Raw genomic sequence first — 16,783 nt, 5'->3', positions numbered from 1 at the left:
GTTGGAAAACACCTTATGAAGTTTACTTCAAAAAATCGTTGCACTTGGTTTGACAATTCAAGGAGTAAAAAATGGCAATAGAACTAAAACAACTGAGTAAACATTATGGCGATAAAGTCGTTGTAGATCAGATTTCTCTTTGTATTGAACAAGGCAAAATTACCGCATTTATTGGCCCGAATGGGGCGGGTAAAAGTACATTATTAGGCATGATGAGCCGCTTATTGCCAAGCTCAAGCGGCGAAGTTTGGCTGGATGGCGAATTGCTTAATCAGAAAAAGAATTCAGACATTGCCAAACAATTAGCCATTTTAAAACAATCCAATCACATTAACTTGCGCTTAACCGTAGAAGAATTAGTGGCATTTGGACGTTTCCCTTACAGCAAAGGAAACTTAACCCAAACCGACCGCACTTTTATCGACAATGCCATCCATTATATGGACTTAAATGAATTTCGTCATCGCTACATCGACCAATTAAGCGGCGGACAACGCCAACGCGCCTATATTGCCATGACATTGGCACAGGATACAGATTACATTTTGTTAGACGAACCCTTGAACAATTTGGACATGAAACATTCGGTGCAAATTATGCAAGTGTTGCGTCAATTGGTGGATGAACTCGGAAAAACGGTGATTATTGTCATTCACGATATTAATTTTGCATCCTGTTATGCGGATCAAATTCTCGCTATGAAAAACGGAAAATTAGCGGCATTTGGCAAAACCGCTGACATCATGCAACGAGACATTTTGGAACAAATTTACGATATGTCTATCCCCATTTATGAGATTGATAACCATCGTATTGCTACGTATTTTCGATAACAATATCAATTTATCTTCAATAGGAGACTTTATGAAAAAACGATTAAAATTAACCGCACTTTGTGCCGCATTTTTCGCGCTCACTGCCCAAGCTGAAAATATCACCGTAGATACATTCACGGGGCAACAAAGCGTTCCCCACAACCCACAACGTGTTGTGGTATTAGAATTTTCACTCTTAGACAGCGTGCGAGAATTAGGGGTAAAAGATCGCGTGGTTGGTACCGCAAAAGGAAAAATCCCAAGCTATTTAAGCGAATTTGCCGATGACAAATATGCCAATATGGGAACCTTGCCCGAACCTAATTTTGAGAAAATCAACGAAATCGCCCCAGATTTGATTATCGCATCAGGTCGAATGGTCAAAAATCTCGATCGTTTAAAAGAAATTGCCCCGGTGTTGTATCTTGAAAATGATTACAACGACTATTATGGTCGCCTGAAAAAGAATATTTTTGCCTTGGCAAAAGTGTTTGATAAAGAAGCGGTAGCGGAAGAAAAACTCGCCGGCTTAGATAAACAAATTTCTTCATTAGCGCAGTTAACAAAAGGAAAAACGGCGTTAGTGACCATTGTTAACGAAAGCCGAATTAGTGCCTTTGGTGATCAATCACGCTATGCCATGGTGTATAAAAACTTTGGTTTCTCACCAATTGATACTAACCTAACTGCCAGCACCCACGGCAATAGCGTTAGTTTTGAATATATTGCTGAGAAAAATCCCGATTATTTATTAGTCGTTGACCGTACCGCAGCCATTACCGACAAAGCCAACAACGCGCAAACGGTATTAAATAATGCCATTATCAACAAAACCAAAGCGGCACAAAATCATCATATTATTTATCTCGATGCGCAAAATTGGTATTTAGCCTTTGGTGGGTTGAAAGCCACGGAAATTATGGTGGATGAAGTGAGTTCGGTGATGAAAGCAAAACCGTAACCGGTTGCTTTATATTGTAGGACAGGGACTAACCCTGTCTCTACGATAAAGAGGAAAATGGAATTTTTAATAGCTCAAACGGAAGAGGTTTGACACAATTCGACATTCCTTTTAAAAGACATCATGACAGCATAAAACACTACAACTAAGAAGAAATAAAATAAATAACCTGAATTGTGAATAAAAATCCCTTGGCTTAGACTATAACACATAAAAGAAATCACATGCACAACGCCTAAAGTCGCCACAATTTTAATCTCAGGAATAGCTGTGCTATTTTTCCAGAAAAAACGTAACGGCACCAAGAAAATACCGAGTAGCGCGATAAAGCCTAACACACCACGTTTGGTAAAATCATCTAAATATTGGTTATGTGCATGGCTAAATTGTGCAATGACAGGACTTACTAATCCCTGTTTTGCATGAGCTTTACGTTCTTGCGTTGCGCCCATTTTTCCCCAACCGAAAATCGGTTTTTCTTGGATCATAATAACCGCACTTTTCCACATCTCAAAACGTGCGCCAATAGAAGTCGAGCCAGCCCCTTTTTTGTCGCTCATATAACCTGTAATTTCTTGTTCTGCCTCGTTAACCCGCACCATAATTTTCGTTTTAGGAATGGATGCCGTAATGCCAATGACTGCAACGAAGCAAGCTAAAAGTGACACAAAAAATTTCTTAGGAAGTTGTTTACGATAAATCCAGAAAATCGCCCCTAAGACTAATGGCACGCCAATCCATCCACCACGAGCAGTGGATAAAATACTGCCCAACATCCCCATCAATGAACCGGCAATACAAAATAACATTGATTTTGACTGTTTTTTAGTAAAAAAATAGATCCCACAAACAAGCGAGAACATGCCTAAACTCATGGCTATATCGCCACCTTGAATATGCATAATTCTAAGCGCATAAGCTTGCTCTGCATGCCAATAAAAACGATCAAATAAAGCAACTATGCCAGCCACTATACCGCCTGCAGGGATAGAATAAAGTAACGTAGAAAGTTTAATTGGGAATCGACTAAAAAATGGTAATAAGGTTAATAAGAAAAAAATCTTCGTAGGCGGTTCTAATTCGTTTATTCGCCCCTGATTGACAACAAAAGAAATCAGGATTAATCCGCAGTAAAATGCGTAGCTATAAATAAGCTGTTTTTCATCAGCAGAAATTTGCCATGGCTGTTTTTTATAGAAGGAATAAATAACATAGCCAAGTCCGAACACTGACAGTGCAATTGGCGAAATGCTGTATCCACTGTGAACAGATAAACATAAAACAAAGAATAGCGCAATCAGCCCATTAACAACAATATCTGCATTGAGTTTGTTCATTTTCATTCCCACATAATAAAAAACCGCACTTCAACAACTGAAGTGCGGTTAATTTTAACAGAATTTTAGGAATTATAATACGTCAACGCAGTTTAAATCTTGGAAAGATTGTTCTAAGCGTTTAGACATAGACTCTTCCATTTTACGTAACCAAACGCGTGGATCGTAGTATTTTTTGTTTGGTGCATCAGGGCCTTCCGGGTTACCTAATTGACCTTGAAGATAGGCTTCATTTGCTTTGTAGAATTGAAGAATACCGTCCCAAGCTGCCCATTGTGTATCCGTGTCGATGTTCATTTTGATTGCACCGTAGCTGATTGCTTCGCGGATTTCTTCTTGTGAAGAACCTGAACCACCGTGGAATACAAAGTTGATTGGTTTCGCCGGAAGATTACGCTCTTTTGCTACGAATTCTTGTGAAGCACCTAAAATAGATGGTTTTAATTTTACGTTACCTGGTTTGTAAACACCGTGTACGTTACCGAAAGCTGCCGCAACAGTGAAACGTGGGCTTACCGGGCTTAATTGATCGTAAACGTATAATACATCTTCAGGTTGAGTATAAAGTTTAGATTCGTCAACACCTGAGTTATCCACGCCATCTTCTTCACCACCGGTAATACCGATTTCGATTTCAAGGGTCATGCCCATTTTGTCCATACGCGCAAGGTATTCGCGGCAGATTGCCATGTTTTCTTCCATTGGTTCTTCTGAAAGATCTAACATGTGAGATGAGAATAATGGTTTACCTGTTTCTGCGAAGTGTTTTTCGCTTGCATCCAATAAGCCATCGATCCAAGGTAATAATTTTTTCGCTGCGTGGTCAGTGTGAAGGATAACAGGTACGCCGTATTCTTCTGCTAAAGTGTGAACGTGTTTTGCACCTGCGATAGCACCTAATACATCTGCGCGTGCGCCTGATGCCGGTTTGATACCTTTACCTGCTACGAATGACGCACCGCCGTTTGAGAACTGAACGATAACAGGCGCTTTAACGCGAGCAGCTGTTTCTAATACGGTGTTGACAGAGTCTGAACCTACACAGTTAACCGCTGGAATTGCGAAACCATGTTCTTTTGCGTATGCAAATACTTTTGAAACGTCTTCACCAGTTAATACACCTGGTTTTACGATGTCTAATAATTTAGCCATTTTTGCTTTTCCTTTGTGTAGGGTGCGTTTGCTAACGCACCGTTAAAATAAAAAATTGTTTGTTTATAATGGTGCGTTGACACGCACCCTAGGATAATTAGCCGTTTGCGCGTTTTTCTAAGATTTCAACCGCCGGTAACACTTTGCCTTCGACGAATTCTAAGAATGCACCGCCACCTGTTGAGATGTAAGAAATTTTATCTGCGATACCGAATAAGTCGATTGCGGCTAATGTATCACCACCACCGGCAATTGAGAATGCGCCATTTGCCGTTGCTTCAGCGATAGCGTTTGAAATCACTTCAGTTCCTTTACGGAAGTTAGGGAATTCAAATACGCCAACCGGGCCGTTCCAAAGAATTGTTTTTGCAGATTTAATGATTTTCGCTAATTCTTCCGCTGATTTATCACCGATATCGAAGATTGATTCATCTGCTGCGACTTCAGTTACCGCTTTTTCCGTTGCCGGTGCAGTTTCAGAGAATTCTGTACCTACACGAACATCAACCGGCACCGGAATGCTGGTTGCTTTCGCTAAACGTTGTGCTTCAGGAATTAAATCTGCTTCGTATAATGATTTACCTACATTGTGACCTTCTGCCGCAATGAAGGTATTTGCGATACCACCGCCCACGATTAATTGGTCAGCGATTTTTGATAATGAATCTAATACGGTTAATTTTGTTGAAACTTTTGAACCACCAACGATTGCCAACATTGGGCGTTGTGGTTCTTTTAATGCTTTACCTAACGCATCTAATTCAGCTGCTAATAATGGGCCTGCACAAGCAACCGGTGCAAATTGTGCTACGCCGTGAGTTGAAGCTTGCGCGCGGTGCGCTGTACCGAATGCATCCATAACGAAGATGTCGCAAAGTGCGGCGTATTTTTTAGATAATTCTTCGTCATTTTTCTTCTCGCCTTTGTTTACGCGAACGTTTTCTAACACAACGATTTCGCCTTCAGCGACATCAACGCCGTTTAAGTAGTCTTGTACTAAACGCGCTTTAAAGCCTGCATTGTTCAAGTAATCAACAACAGGTTGTAATGAATCTTCCGGTTTGAACTCGCCTTCTGTTGGACGACCTAAGTGCGAAGTGACCATCACTTTCGCGCCTTTCTCTAACGCTAATTTTAACGTTGGGATCGTAGCACGAATACGTGCGTCAGATGTTACTTTGCCATCTTTTACCGGCACGTTTAAGTCCGCGCGAATGAAAAGACGTTTACCTGCAAGATCAAGGTCGGTCATTTTGATTACTGACATAATTTATCCTCTTTTGGTTAAAATAATAAAATCTGAAACTTCGACATTATACCGAGTTATTATTAGCTTGTAACTGTTCTAGATCAAATTTCTTGAGATTTTGCCTATCTACTCGGGCAATTCACCACTTTCCAACGTAAATCATAGCAAATAAAAAGCTCGCTACGACTTGCTTGCATATTGACATTACGCAGTTGGGGATTATGCATTTTCATCCAACGAAATAAGTTTTTGACCGGCAAGGCTTCTGTCGGCAAGCGTAAAGTGCGGTACAATTCGCGTTGTTTTTTGAAATAACCATCTGCTGTTTTAAAGGCACAAGCACCATGCTTTTCCCATTCACCTTGCAACAAATGAGGGCTTGGACTTTCTGCTAAATAGGGCTCAATCACCGCATAATCCAACTGTGGCAAGTCGCCTTGGCAAAAACGCGGATGATCAGAAACGCTACGCGCATGCATTTTTTGCGGCCACAAACCATGAATCACCCAGCCATATTTTCGCTGCATACCACATTGCATCTTAGATGAATCGGGCAGGCTATTGCCGTATTTTTGTATTTGGCTTTCACAAAACGCAGGCGACCACGAAAGCGCCAGCATGTAATAATCCACCTTTGCATAAGCGTTTTGCCCAATGGCATCATTACGCATAATGGTGTCATAATGGGGCAAAGGATGACTTTCTTTTACCGCACGATTAACCGGTTGAATTAGTGGCTCTTGGGTCGCTTTGGATTGAATCACTTCCTGCTGATTTTCTTTGACACTAGGCTGTTTATCTGTATTCCATTCGCTTATTGCCAAAACAATATAGATCACTACGCCGCCAACCAAGGCAGAAAAAAGTGCTGAAAAAAGCCGTTTCAAATACCGTTCCATCATTGTTATCCTTTAATTTTTCCATTAATTTCTTTATAATCGCCCACTTCCTGTCATTATCTTTAAGGATTGCTATGGCGTTATTAATTACGCAAAAATGCACCAACTGCGATATGTGTTTGCCTGAATGTCCCAACGAAGCGATTTCTGTGGGCGATGAAATTTATATTATTGATCCTACTCTTTGTACGGAATGTGTTGGTCATTATGATAGTCCAACATGTCAAAAAGTGTGTCCTATTAGCAAATGCATTATTGATGACCCACAACACCGCGAAACCCAAGAAGAGCTTTGGGAACGTTTTGTGTTAATTCATCATGCCGACAAACTTTAAGCATGATGAAATCAACTTAATGGTACCACCAACTTGCCACCGCAATCACAATAATAAAAATCACGAGCCAAATTAACTGAATTTTGGCATTTTGCTTATTCAATTCTTGATTATGCAACCGCCGTTGTTCTAATTTTTGCTTATAAATCGCCAAATCGGCCGCACGAAAAGAAAAGCCACAGTGCGGACAGGTTTCCGCACCTTCACTAATTTTATGCCGACATTCGGGGCAGCGTTGTAACGCCATTAACGCGCCACCCATTTTGATAATAAAATCCCTGCCGCAACGGCGACATTTAACCCGGATTTTAACGGATTAGCGAAACTTAAATTCACAATATCATCCCCCTTCTCCGCAAAATCAGCATGAGCAAGAACAAACACGACTTTATCTTGTAACTTAAGATGACTCGCGCTTTGCGCATTTTTCTCGTTACTCAAATGAACAATCTGATATCCTGCTTTGCGCAACTGAGATAATGCCATGTCTGTCGCTTCGGCTTGCAACGGATGAACATATTCCATTCCCCCTTCCGCGACACGAAAGGCATTTGGACTATTTAATAATTCAGGCTCACTTGAGATCACCTGTTTAATACCGTAAAACGCACAAGTGCGGATAATGCCTCCGATGTTTTGCGGATTATTTGCCACCCCATCCAGCAACAACAAGCAATCTGCTTGACGCGGAATATCTAAATAGCCGGTCAACGTGAAAGGACGTTGTTTTTTGACCAACAAACAAATCCCACCATGATGCTCTGAACCGCTCACTAATTCTAATTCCGCACGATCCACCACGTGATAAGCTTTTTTATTTGCCGCCAAATAACTAAACATTTCCCCGATACGATGAGACATTTCCACCGTAGCCCAAGCACGGACAATACTTTCGGGACGTTCTGCAAATAGCGTCAAACAGGCATTTTCCCCAAAAACTTTCATTTCTTCTGCGCGATTTTTCTTAATCTTTTCAGGCGCGCGAGGGGATAACGCCCCTGTTTTCTTCACTTTCGGCTTATCGCCGGCTCCCATGGATTTCACGACCACTTTCACACCGCCCAGCTGGGTTTCTGTTATTTGTGGCGTCATTGGTTGAGAATGCGCGAAAGCGGATTTATCCGAACCTCGCGTACTGCGTTTTCCCTTAAAGTGCGGTGAATTTTCATCCTGTTTTTTCGCTTTACGCTCATTAAACCGGCGTGTAGAACCTTCACCAAGAGTACGTTCTTTAAAGCGATTTTCTTGGGAAGAAATTTGAAACTTAGGTTGCTTAAATGAAGTCATAGGAATATCTCTAATCAAAAATTTTAGGCATTATAGCAAAAATATTGTAAACTACCGCATTAATTGGTCTCGCACCAACATTTAAAAATTGTGTAAGAAGAAAAAATAATATGTTTATCAATCGACACAAACGCGCGCAACAACATCTAGCTAAATTACCTTATTTACCGCTTAATTCAGCGGATGTGGAATTTTTAGCCGGCGCGCCACAATTCAAACAAACCATCATTGAGTTAATTCGCAGTGCCAAAACACGTATTTACGTCACCGCACTTTACTGGCAACTTGATGAAGCCGGTCAAGAAATTCTCAATGAAATCTATCAAGCCAAAGCGGCTAATCCTAACTTAGAGATCAAAATTCTCGTGGATTGGCACCGCGCGCAACGTAATTTATTAGGTGCGGCAAAAAGTCAAACCAATGCAGATTGGTACGAAGAACAACGTCAATTGCATGGCAATGACAAAATGTTTTTTGGCGTTCCTGTGAATACGCGCGAAGTATTTGGTGTCTTACACATCAAAGGCTTTGTCTTTGATGATATTGTGCTTTACAGTGGCGCAAGCATTAATAACGTCTATTTGCAGCAGAAGGAAAAATATCGTTATGACCGCTATCAAAAAATCCACCACGCAGATTTGGCAGATAGTTTTGTCAACTTTATAAACACCTATTTACTTGATTCAACGGCTGTTTTTCCATTAGACGAAGCCCGTCCAAAAACGAAAGAAATTAAGTCGGCAATCAAAGCCTTCCGCCGCAACCTAAAAAATGCCCAATATCAGCTAAAAAGTGCGGTGAATTTGGGCGAAGAATTAATGATTACGCCATTATTCGGTTTGGGTGCACGTGATAATTTATTGAATCGCACCATTCAGGATTTATTTGTACTCGTTGAAGATAAACTCACTATTTGCACCCCCTATTTTAACTTCCCGCGTACATTACAAGTTAAAATTCGTGATTTACTCAATGACGGCAAGCAAGTCGAAATTATTGTCGGCGATAAAACCGCCAATGACTTTTATATTCCGCCAACAGAGCCATTCCGTATGGCAGGCGCGCTGCCTTACTTATACGAAAAAAATCTGCGATTATTCTGTAAAAAATTTGAAGCGGATATTGCACAAGGCAACCTACAAATTCGCTTGTGGAAACATGGCGATAACTCTTATCATCTCAAAGGCGTTTGGGTAGATAATCGTTATATTTTGCTCACAGGCAATAACCTTAACCCACGTGCATGGCGTTTGGATGCTGAAAATGGGTTACTTATTCATGATCCAAATCAAGCGTTACAAGAAAAAGTGCGTACAGAATTAGAGCAAATTCGTAAACACACAAGCTTACTAGGGCATTATTCTGAATTAGAAGAAATGGACGACTACCCTGCGCCGGTACAGCGTTTATTAAAACGCTTCTCTCGGGTTAAAGCCGATCAAATTGTGAAAATGATTTTGTAAGCTGTAATATAAAAACAGGCATAATGACTCACCATTATGACTGTTTTTTTATATCTATTACACCAAATTTATTTTATTAATGCCTGTATATTGATAATGAAATTTATCACATTCGCTTGGATATTATCCCCCGTTACACCACCGAATAGTAAGATAGGGTACATTAAATTACAGTGACCATTACTTTTGGATGCAAATAAAGATGTGTAGTTCTGCCTGTTATTGACGGCGTCACATACACTTTCTTTAGTCTGAGTTGCCACGAGCAAATACGCATTATCACGCAACATCACAGCAACAGGCTGAGTCAGTTTAATATTATTTTCTTCCCAAAAAGATGAATTTCCCAACAAAACTAAAAGTGAAGGCTTATTGGGGTCTATATGATGTGTTTCTAGAAAATTGTCATGCTCTAGCGCTGCTTTTAATTCACTTAATGAGATGGTTTCATCAAATACTTGTGCAGTAAATGGCTCTGCATTAGCCACATTTATCCCACTAAACGCCAACACTAATGCACCAAACATTCGTACAAATTTGTTCATCATTATAAATCCTTATCTTATAGAAACTCATTCTTATCAACGAACAGATATTTTTTTAACAAGAGCAGCAAATATCGTTATCGTTGACTTGATATTATTTTTGCTTATACCACCAATTAAATTCATTGTTGTCACTAGATTACAATTCTTGCCATTTTTAATAATATAAGCCCCGAATAACTGCCCATTCCAATCAGTAATTGTTTTTTCATTACATTGTGTTTCAGGAAGATATGCTATAAACAATATTCTAGAGTTCAAAAGACTTACTCCTACAGAAGACACATGAACATTTAGATTTTTCCATATTTCATTATCTCCCGTTGCATAAATCTGTACACCTTCACGTTGAGCTTGAAACCTCATTAAATCTTCACTCTCTAAAATGCTTCTTAATTCATTCCAAGAAAGTTTTTCATCAACCATTTCCGTAGTTGCCGCTTTTGCACTAACTGTATTTACCACGCCTAAGGCTAACATTGCTACACTAAGCATTCGTATAAATTTTTTCATCGTTTATTTCCCCTTACTTATTAACGGCTAATGGTAATTTCTAAGCAATTAGGAGCAACTGTATATTGAATAGAGTAATTTTTATACTCCTTGATGATTTTATGCATTGCTTTATCAATAAGCTCCTTATCGTAATGAATACAAATAACCGCCTTTTGTTCTGCTACCTCAAGCTCCGCTTTAAGCATATCAATTTTCGCTTGAACTGTTGGTGCAATAAAATCATACACTTCTTTTAACATCGTCATCTTTAAATCCCATCCATTTGAATTGAGCAAATACTGAACACATATCAATTTTGTTTATTGGTTCTTCAGTACTTGTTATATGTAGCTCTCTACGTCAAGTAGAGAGCTACATTCAGTATGGTACTGAATGGCGTTTTAAAAGCGGTGTTTTACATGATAAAAAAAGCGACATTACACAATGTAATGTCGCAAATAAACGTAACTAATCAATATAACGATTGATACTTAATCGCGGAAATTCTCAAATTGGAACGGTTGACCTAAATCTGCACCTTTGACTAATTGAATAGCCGCTTGTAAATCGTCACGGGATTTTCCTGTAACACGAACTTGTTCCCCTTGAATTTGGGTTTGGACTTTCAATTTACTGTCTTTAATCAATTTGGTGATTTTCTTCGCCATATCGGTTTCGATGCCTTGCTTCAATTTAATCTCTTTTGAATACAATTTACCGTGATGTTCACTTTCCGATGGCACATCTAAAGAGGTACTTTCAATGCCCCGTTTAATGCAAGAGCCTAACAAAATTTCATAAAGTTGCTCTAATTGGAAATCTGATTCTGACGTAATTTTGATGCTTTCATTTTTTTCATTTAACTCAATCACCGCTTCCACGCCACGGAAATCATAGCGTGAACTTAATACACGGTTTGCATTTTCTACCGCGTTGCGCACTTCGTGCATGGTTAATTCTGAAACAATATCAAAAGATGGCATTTTATTTCTCCTTATTTTTCAATTTGTTGAACTCGATCATTGGCACTTAATAAACAAATTAAGCCTGTTAAGTCGGCAAAGTTTACCACAACTTGCGCCTGTTGTTGTACTTTTGGTTTTGCGTGAAATGCGGCGCCAAGATCTGCCACGGCCATCATCGCTAAATCATTCGCCCCATCGCCAATGGCAACAGTGTTTTCCAATGGAATAGCAAACGCGTGTGCCAAGCGTTGTAGCGTGTCGGCTTTATATTGGGCATGCACAATATCCCCTTTTACATTGCCTGTAAGTGTGCCATCCACAATTTCAAATTGATTGGAAACCGCAGCATCTAAGCCTAAGGTTTCTTTCAAATAATCCGCAAAATAAGTAAAGCCCCCTGAAGCAATAGCGGTTTTCCAACCATATTTTTTTAATTCGACCAAGGTTTCTTGCAATCCTTCCATTAACGGAAGGTTTTCGCGGACTTGGGCTAAAATGCTTTCAGGTGCACCTTTTAAGGTGCCTACGCGGCGGCGTAAACTTTGCTCAAAATCTAATTCACCACGCATTGCGGCGGCAGTAATCGCAGAGACTTCTTCCCCCGTTCCTGCCAATTTGGCAATTTCATCAATGCACTCAATTTTGATCGCGGTGCTATCCATATCCATCACAAGCAAACCCGCTTGGCTTAGGCTGGCGTTAAAATCAATCACGGCAGCGTCTAATTGCAAATGATGGGCGACCTCAATTTGTGCCTGAGAAAAGGTGCCCTTAAATAACACTACCACATTATGTATCGCTTGCCAGCAATCTAAAATTTCAAAATTTTGACCGCACTTTACTTGGAAATCCGTCAATTTTTCCGCATTTAACCCTATACCAAAAAGAATGGAATAGCCTTTTGTTGCTAAAACAGGTTGGTCAGGTAAAAGTGCGGTGGGAAATGTAGGATATTGTTGAAGAATGGTTTGCATAGATGATCCTTTAATAAAAATAATGCTACAATCATACATCATTCTCTTTAAGTTAGGAAAAGAACTTGCAAATTCTGCATGAAAAAATCAAGAAATCCGCGCTGTTTGCTACGATTATTGTATTGTGTCTGGCGGCACTTGGTGTCATTTTATTTGGGGTAAAACAATTTCATATTGGCTCACAGCTTGCGAGCGTTAACCAAGTTGCCAATTTGTCACATTTATTAGTTCGACAACAAACCAATTTATTGGCTATGTTATTGTTGAATAATGCCAAAACGGAAAAACTAACGGAAACCTTAGATAATCTTGCGCAAGAAAGTTTTGTGATTGATGCTTCCTTATATAATGGAAACGGTGAATTAATTGCCCAAAGCCACGGAAGTCAAAGCCTTAGAGCGCAATTAGGGTTGGAAGATAATACAACAGCACGGCACCAACAAATTGTTGAGCCGATTTACTCCAAAAATGGGGTAGAAGGTTTTCTGCGCATTACCTTTAATAGTCAATATGGGCAAACCACACAAAGTAAAACCGGCCAATTATTTAAACAGCTTTACGGTGAATTTATTGTGATATTCTTAGTGGGCATTGTGTTAGCCAGCTCCGTGCATTATTTTCTCAGCCACTACCGCCGTGCTCATCGAACACAAGATACACCAACTAAAATCACGCGAAAACGCCTGAGCAATAATGCATTAAGCTACCATCGCCGCCGCAGACGAACATAAGGCTCCTAATTCTTGCCATAAAAAAACCGCACTTTAAGGTGCGGTTTATACTAAATATTGAAACCTAAATTATGCTAATTTTTTGATTTGTGCAGATAATTTAGATTTGTGGTTTGCAGCTTTGTTTGCGTGGATTAAGCCTTTAGATGCCATACGATCCACGACTTTTTGCATTTCTACGAATGCGGCTTCAGCGGTTGCTTTTTCACCAGCTGCTACTGCTGCATAAACTTTTTTGATGTAAGTACGCATCATTGAGCGTTGACTTGCGTTGTGTTGACGGCGTTTTTCAGATTGAACCGCACGTTTTTTTGCTGACTTGATATTAGCCAAGGTCAAACTCCTAAAATTTTTTAGTTAACTAATTGATAAATATGTTGATTTTCGGTGAGACACAACCGAATGTTACCACCGTTTTAAGGTGTCGCATTAAGCCATTCGCGACGAGATCAACGATGTGGGCGAGATTTTAGCAGTTTTTTTCGTTAGAATATAGCGCAAATATGAAATTTCTATAAAATTAACGCAATTTTTTGCTAATGGATCTTAATTTTGAGTAAACGACTTCTAAAATCAGGCATTATTGTCAGCACAATGACCTTACTTTCTCGTGTCCTAGGTTTGGTACGGGATGTCGTCATTGCCAATATTATTGGAGCAGGTGCGGCGGCCGATATTTTCTTATTTGCCAATCGAATTCCAAACTTCTTGCGCCGTTTATTTGCGGAAGGCGCCTTTTCACAAGCATTTGTGCCTGTTCTGGCGGAATATCAAAAATCAGGTGATATGAACAAAACCCGAGAATTTATTGCAAAAGTTTCAGGCACCTTGGGCGGTTTAGTCACTATTGTGACGCTAGTGGCCATGATTGGCTCGCCGGTGGTGGCAGCTATTTTTGGTACGGGCTGGTTTATGGATTGGCTGCATAACGGTGAAAATGCGCATAAGTTTGAACAAGCTTCATTGTTGCTCAAAATTACTTTCCCTTATTTGTGGTTTATCACCTTTGTTGCATTATCAGGTGCAATATTAAATACGCTGGGGAAATTTGGCGTAATGTCATTTTCCCCTGTATTGCTCAATATTGCTATGATTGCCACCGCACTTTTGCTCGCGCCGCAACTGGATAGCCCTGACTTAGCCTTAGCCATAGGTATTTTTGTTGGTGGGTTATTGCAATTTTTGTTCCAAATTCCTTTTCTCAAAAAAGCCGGATTACTGGTTAAACCCAAATGGGCGTGGCATGATGAAGGGGTAAAAAAAATACGCACACTCATGATCCCGGCGTTATTTGGGGTTTCAGTCAGTCAAATCAACCTTTTGCTCGATACTTTTATTGCATCCTTTTTAATGACAGGTTCAATCAGCTGGCTTTATTATTCCGATCGCTTACTCGAATTCCCGCTCGGCTTGTTTGGCATTGCAATATCTACGGTAATTTTACCTACCTTAGCACGTCAACACGTCAACAAAGCGGACAATCCGCAAAGTGCGGAGGATTTTCGCCGCACAATGGATTGGGGGGTAAGAATGATTTTATTGCTAGGCGTGCCCGCCATGATAGGTATTGCCGTTCTTGCTGAACCCATGCTACTCACGTTATTTATGCGTGGGGAATTCCGTTTAACGGATGTGCAAGCCGCCGCCCTTTCCCTTTGGGCATTTAACGCAGGTTTGCTTAGCTTTATGCTCATTAAAATTTTAGCCAATGGCTATTACGCCCGCCAAGACACGAAAACCCCTGTAAAAATCGGGATTATTGCCATGGTAAGTAATATGGGCTTTAATATTTTAGCCTTTTGGTTTAGCTATGTTGGGCTCGCGATGGCGTCTGCGATGTCTGCAACATTGAATGCCTTCCTACTTTATCGTGGCTTAGCGAAAACAGACGTTTATCATTTTAGTCGCCAAAGTGCGGTCTTTTTTGTGAAAGTTTTGATTGCCGCCTGTTTGATGGGTGGTTTGGTTTGGTATTTTTGCCCAAGTTTAGAAACCTGGAACAGCATGACCTTCTTAAAACGGGTGCATTGGCTAGCGTGGTTAATTGCCATTGCCGCCATCAGTTATTTAGGTACCTTAGTGGTTTTAGGTATTCGCAAAGAACATTTGTTAGCAAGAAAATAAACCACAAAATCCCACGCCTTAACGTGGGATTTTTCCTATAATTTTTTGGTTATTTTCCAATACAAAATGAACTGAAAATATTACCTAGCAAATCATCCGATGTGAATTGCCCTGTAATTTCACTCAAACAGTTTTGCACCAAACGCAATTCTTCCGCTAATAATTCCCCTGCATAAAATTGCGTTAATTGGATGTGCCCGGCCTGTAAATGCTCAGCGGCTTTTTCAAGGGCTTCCAAATGACGGCGGCGTGCTAAAAAGCCGCCTTCAGTTCCGGTCTGATAGCCCATTGATTGTTTTAAATGCTCGCGTAAGAAATCCACACCTTGTTGAGTTTGTGCCGACAAACGGATAATGGTATAACCATTTTCTTCCTGAATACTTTCCCCTTCACCGCTTAAATCCGTCTTGTTGCGAATAATGGTTACAGGTAAATTGGCCGGCAATTTTGCCAAAAATTCTGACCGCACTTTTTCAAGATCATTGCTCGCAGGATCGCTACTATCGAGCATTAATAACACACGATCCGCTTGTTCAATTTCATTCCAAGCACGTGTAATCCCGATGCGCTCTACTTCATCCGTGGCATCACGCAATCCTGCGGTATCAATAATATGTAACGGCATGCCGTCAATATGAATATGTTCACGCAACACATCTCGGGTTGTCCCTGCAATGTCCGTCACAATCGCCGCTTCTCGTCCTGCAAGCGCGTTAAGCAAGCTGGATTTCCCTGCATTTGGACGACCTGCGATCACCACTTTCATCCCTTCACGTAAAATTGAGCCTTGTCTTGCTTCTCGGCGAACATTGTCTAATTGGGCAATAATCTCATTCAAATGCCCTTCGATTTTTCCGTCTGCTAAAAAATCAATTTCTTCATCAGGGAAATCAATGGCCGCTTCCACATAAGTCCGCAAATAAATGACTTGCTCCACTAACTGATTGACTTTATTGGAAAACTCGCCTTGCAAAGATTTTAAGGCAGAACGCGCCGCTTGCTCTGAGCTGGCATCAATAAGATCGGCAATGGCTTCCGCTTGCGCTAAATCCAGCTTGTCATTTAAAAAAGCCTGTTCGGAAAATTCCCCCGGTTTCGCCAAACGAACGCCCTTTACTTGCAAAATTCGTTTTAACAACAAGTCTAAAACAATTTGCCCGCCATGACCTTGCAACTCAAGCACATCTTCGCCCGTGAAAGAATTCGGTGCTTTAAAGAATAAGGCAATGCCTTGATCGAGAGTTGTTCCGTCAATATCCTTAAACGGCAAATAATTGGCTAAGCGCGGTTTTAAGGTTTTGCCTACCACTGCTTTTGCTACGTCTTCCGCAAGCGGGCCTGAAACACGCAAAATGCCCACACCACCACGACCAATGGGAGTTGCTTGTGCAACAATGGTATCTTTTTGAAAATCTGTCATAAAATGTTCCTGAAAATGACCGCACTTTTAC

General features: G+C 40.5%; 19 protein-coding genes. 6 read left to right on the top strand and 13 right to left on the bottom strand.

Annotated elements, in window-relative coordinates:
* The first annotated feature begins 71 nt into the window (after window positions 1-71).
* Together E7T07_RS06220 and E7T07_RS06215 are read left to right on the top strand one after the other, a co-directional pair.
* On the top strand, window positions 72-833 hold the full coding sequence (locus E7T07_RS06220) for an iron ABC transporter ATP-binding protein (protein ID WP_135710022.1): 762 nt from the start codon (window positions 72-74) through the stop codon (window positions 831-833).
* A gap of 31 nt (window positions 834-864) precedes the next feature.
* The gene (locus E7T07_RS06215) at window positions 865-1,776 is read left to right on the top strand and encodes a siderophore ABC transporter substrate-binding protein (protein ID WP_135710021.1); all 912 of its coding nucleotides are present in this window, start codon (window positions 865-867) and stop codon (window positions 1,774-1,776) included.
* 74 nt (window positions 1,777-1,850) lie between these two features.
* Here the strand turns inward: E7T07_RS06215 and E7T07_RS06210 are convergent, their stop codons facing one another.
* From E7T07_RS06210 to E7T07_RS06195, 4 genes are all read right to left on the bottom strand, one after another.
* The gene (locus tag E7T07_RS06210; RefSeq protein ID WP_135710020.1) at window positions 1,851-3,113 is read right to left on the bottom strand and encodes an O-antigen ligase family protein; all 1,263 of its coding nucleotides are present in this window, start codon (window positions 3,111-3,113) and stop codon (window positions 1,851-1,853) included.
* Window positions 3,114-3,185: 72 nt separating this feature from the next.
* Entirely contained in the window at window positions 3,186-4,265 is a 1,080-nt protein-coding gene (fbaA, locus tag E7T07_RS06205; protein ID WP_135710019.1) for a class II fructose-bisphosphate aldolase, read from the bottom strand.
* 97 nt (window positions 4,266-4,362) lie between these two features.
* On the bottom strand, window positions 4,363-5,532 hold the full coding sequence (pgk, locus tag E7T07_RS06200) for a phosphoglycerate kinase (RefSeq protein WP_135710018.1): 1,170 nt from the start codon (window positions 5,530-5,532) through the stop codon (window positions 4,363-4,365).
* A gap of 104 nt (window positions 5,533-5,636) precedes the next feature.
* On the bottom strand, window positions 5,637-6,401 hold the full coding sequence (locus tag E7T07_RS06195; protein WP_407706964.1) for a ribonuclease T2 family protein: 765 nt from the start codon (window positions 6,399-6,401) through the stop codon (window positions 5,637-5,639).
* An 86-nt stretch (window positions 6,402-6,487) separates the two neighbouring features.
* Here E7T07_RS06195 and E7T07_RS06190 point away from each other — a divergent pair, with 86 nt between their 5' ends.
* Window positions 6,488-6,748, top strand: coding sequence for a YfhL family 4Fe-4S dicluster ferredoxin (locus E7T07_RS06190; RefSeq protein ID WP_135710016.1), 261 nt, complete (start codon window positions 6,488-6,490; stop codon window positions 6,746-6,748).
* Window positions 6,749-6,764: 16 nt separating this feature from the next.
* Here the strand turns inward: E7T07_RS06190 and E7T07_RS06185 are convergent, their stop codons facing one another.
* Both E7T07_RS06185 and E7T07_RS06180 read right to left on the bottom strand, forming a co-directional pair.
* Complete coding sequence (locus tag E7T07_RS06185) at window positions 6,765-6,995, bottom strand: zinc ribbon domain-containing protein (RefSeq protein ID WP_135710031.1); 231 nt, start codon at window positions 6,993-6,995, stop codon at window positions 6,765-6,767.
* The gene (locus E7T07_RS06180; protein WP_135710015.1) at window positions 6,995-8,035 is read right to left on the bottom strand and encodes a TrmH family RNA methyltransferase; all 1,041 of its coding nucleotides are present in this window, start codon (window positions 8,033-8,035) and stop codon (window positions 6,995-6,997) included. The genes E7T07_RS06185 and E7T07_RS06180 overlap by 1 nt, the downstream gene beginning before the upstream one ends.
* 110 nt (window positions 8,036-8,145) lie before the next feature.
* Between E7T07_RS06180 and pssA the strand changes: the two genes are divergently transcribed.
* The gene (gene pssA / locus E7T07_RS06175; protein WP_135710014.1) at window positions 8,146-9,498 is read left to right on the top strand and encodes a CDP-diacylglycerol--serine O-phosphatidyltransferase; all 1,353 of its coding nucleotides are present in this window, start codon (window positions 8,146-8,148) and stop codon (window positions 9,496-9,498) included.
* 68 nt (window positions 9,499-9,566) lie between these two features.
* On the opposite strand, the gene E7T07_RS06170 is transcribed toward pssA, so the two are convergent.
* The 5 genes from E7T07_RS06170 to serB form a co-directional block, all read right to left on the bottom strand.
* Window positions 9,567-10,046: a hypothetical protein gene (locus E7T07_RS06170; protein WP_135710013.1), complete on the bottom strand. Its 480-nt coding sequence runs from the start codon at window positions 10,044-10,046 to the stop codon at window positions 9,567-9,569.
* Window positions 10,047-10,079: 33 nt separating this feature from the next.
* A complete protein-coding gene (locus E7T07_RS06165) occupies window positions 10,080-10,556 on the bottom strand; it encodes a hypothetical protein (protein ID WP_135710012.1) in 477 nt (158 codons plus the stop codon).
* 20 nt (window positions 10,557-10,576) lie between these two features.
* On the bottom strand, window positions 10,577-10,804 hold the full coding sequence (locus E7T07_RS06160) for a hypothetical protein (RefSeq protein ID WP_135710011.1): 228 nt from the start codon (window positions 10,802-10,804) through the stop codon (window positions 10,577-10,579).
* 225 nt (window positions 10,805-11,029) lie between these two features.
* Window positions 11,030-11,521, bottom strand: a complete 492-nt coding sequence (locus tag E7T07_RS06155; RefSeq protein ID WP_135710010.1) for a YajQ family cyclic di-GMP-binding protein — start codon at window positions 11,519-11,521, stop codon at window positions 11,030-11,032.
* Between the two features lie 11 nt (window positions 11,522-11,532).
* Window positions 11,533-12,492, bottom strand: coding sequence for a phosphoserine phosphatase (gene serB / locus E7T07_RS06150; RefSeq protein ID WP_425455033.1), 960 nt, complete (start codon window positions 12,490-12,492; stop codon window positions 11,533-11,535).
* A gap of 50 nt (window positions 12,493-12,542) precedes the next feature.
* Between serB and E7T07_RS06145 the strand changes: the two genes are divergently transcribed.
* On the top strand, window positions 12,543-13,208 hold the full coding sequence (locus tag E7T07_RS06145; protein WP_135710008.1) for a YtjB family periplasmic protein: 666 nt from the start codon (window positions 12,543-12,545) through the stop codon (window positions 13,206-13,208).
* Window positions 13,209-13,277: 69 nt separating this feature from the next.
* Here the strand turns inward: E7T07_RS06145 and rpsT are convergent, their stop codons facing one another.
* Window positions 13,278-13,541 carry a 30S ribosomal protein S20 gene (rpsT, locus tag E7T07_RS06140; protein ID WP_040976974.1) on the bottom strand — a complete coding sequence of 88 codons (264 nt, stop codon included), beginning with the start codon at window positions 13,539-13,541 and terminating at the stop codon, window positions 13,278-13,280.
* A 219-nt stretch (window positions 13,542-13,760) separates the two neighbouring features.
* Between rpsT and murJ the strand changes: the two genes are divergently transcribed.
* Entirely contained in the window at window positions 13,761-15,332 is a 1,572-nt protein-coding gene (murJ, locus tag E7T07_RS06135) for a murein biosynthesis integral membrane protein MurJ (RefSeq protein WP_135710007.1), read from the top strand.
* Between the two features lie 49 nt (window positions 15,333-15,381).
* Here murJ and mnmE read toward each other — a convergent pair whose 3' ends face one another.
* Window positions 15,382-16,752, bottom strand: coding sequence for a tRNA uridine-5-carboxymethylaminomethyl(34) synthesis GTPase MnmE (gene mnmE, locus E7T07_RS06130; RefSeq protein WP_135710006.1), 1,371 nt, complete (start codon window positions 16,750-16,752; stop codon window positions 15,382-15,384).
* Window positions 16,753-16,783: the final 31 nt, after the last annotated feature.

It is taken from the genome of Actinobacillus porcinus (assembly GCF_901764995.1).
GTDB lineage: Bacteria > Pseudomonadota > Gammaproteobacteria > Enterobacterales > Pasteurellaceae > Exercitatus > Exercitatus porcinus.
The sequence above is the reverse complement of the archived record's forward strand: the minus strand, read 5'-3'. Positions and strand labels throughout refer to the sequence as shown.

Coding starts and splice junctions, on each gene's coding strand:
- E7T07_RS06220 (WP_135710022.1), top strand. CDS start 72: ATGGCAATAGAACTAAAACAACTGAGTAAACATTATGGCGATAAAGTC.
- E7T07_RS06190 (WP_135710016.1), top strand. CDS start 6,488: ATGGCGTTATTAATTACGCAAAAATGCACCAACTGCGATATGTGTTTG.
- pssA (WP_135710014.1), top strand. CDS start 8,146: ATGTTTATCAATCGACACAAACGCGCGCAACAACATCTAGCTAAATTA.
- E7T07_RS06185 (WP_135710031.1), bottom strand. CDS start 6,995: ATGGCGTTACAACGCTGCCCCGAATGTCGGCATAAAATTAGTGAAGGT.
- E7T07_RS06165 (WP_135710012.1), bottom strand. CDS start 10,556: ATGAAAAAATTTATACGAATGCTTAGTGTAGCAATGTTAGCCTTAGGC.
- mnmE (WP_135710006.1), bottom strand. CDS start 16,752: ATGACAGATTTTCAAAAAGATACCATTGTTGCACAAGCAACTCCCATT.
- E7T07_RS06210 (WP_135710020.1), bottom strand. CDS start 3,113: ATGAACAAACTCAATGCAGATATTGTTGTTAATGGGCTGATTGCGCTA.
- E7T07_RS06155 (WP_135710010.1), bottom strand. CDS start 11,521: ATGCCATCTTTTGATATTGTTTCAGAATTAACCATGCACGAAGTGCGC.
- E7T07_RS06170 (WP_135710013.1), bottom strand. CDS start 10,046: ATGATGAACAAATTTGTACGAATGTTTGGTGCATTAGTGTTGGCGTTT.
- pgk (WP_135710018.1), bottom strand. CDS start 5,532: ATGTCAGTAATCAAAATGACCGACCTTGATCTTGCAGGTAAACGTCTT.
- fbaA (WP_135710019.1), bottom strand. CDS start 4,265: ATGGCTAAATTATTAGACATCGTAAAACCAGGTGTATTAACTGGTGAA.
- E7T07_RS06215 (WP_135710021.1), top strand. CDS start 865: ATGAAAAAACGATTAAAATTAACCGCACTTTGTGCCGCATTTTTCGCG.
- E7T07_RS06180 (WP_135710015.1), bottom strand. CDS start 8,035: ATGACTTCATTTAAGCAACCTAAGTTTCAAATTTCTTCCCAAGAAAAT.
- E7T07_RS06160 (WP_135710011.1), bottom strand. CDS start 10,804: ATGACGATGTTAAAAGAAGTGTATGATTTTATTGCACCAACAGTTCAA.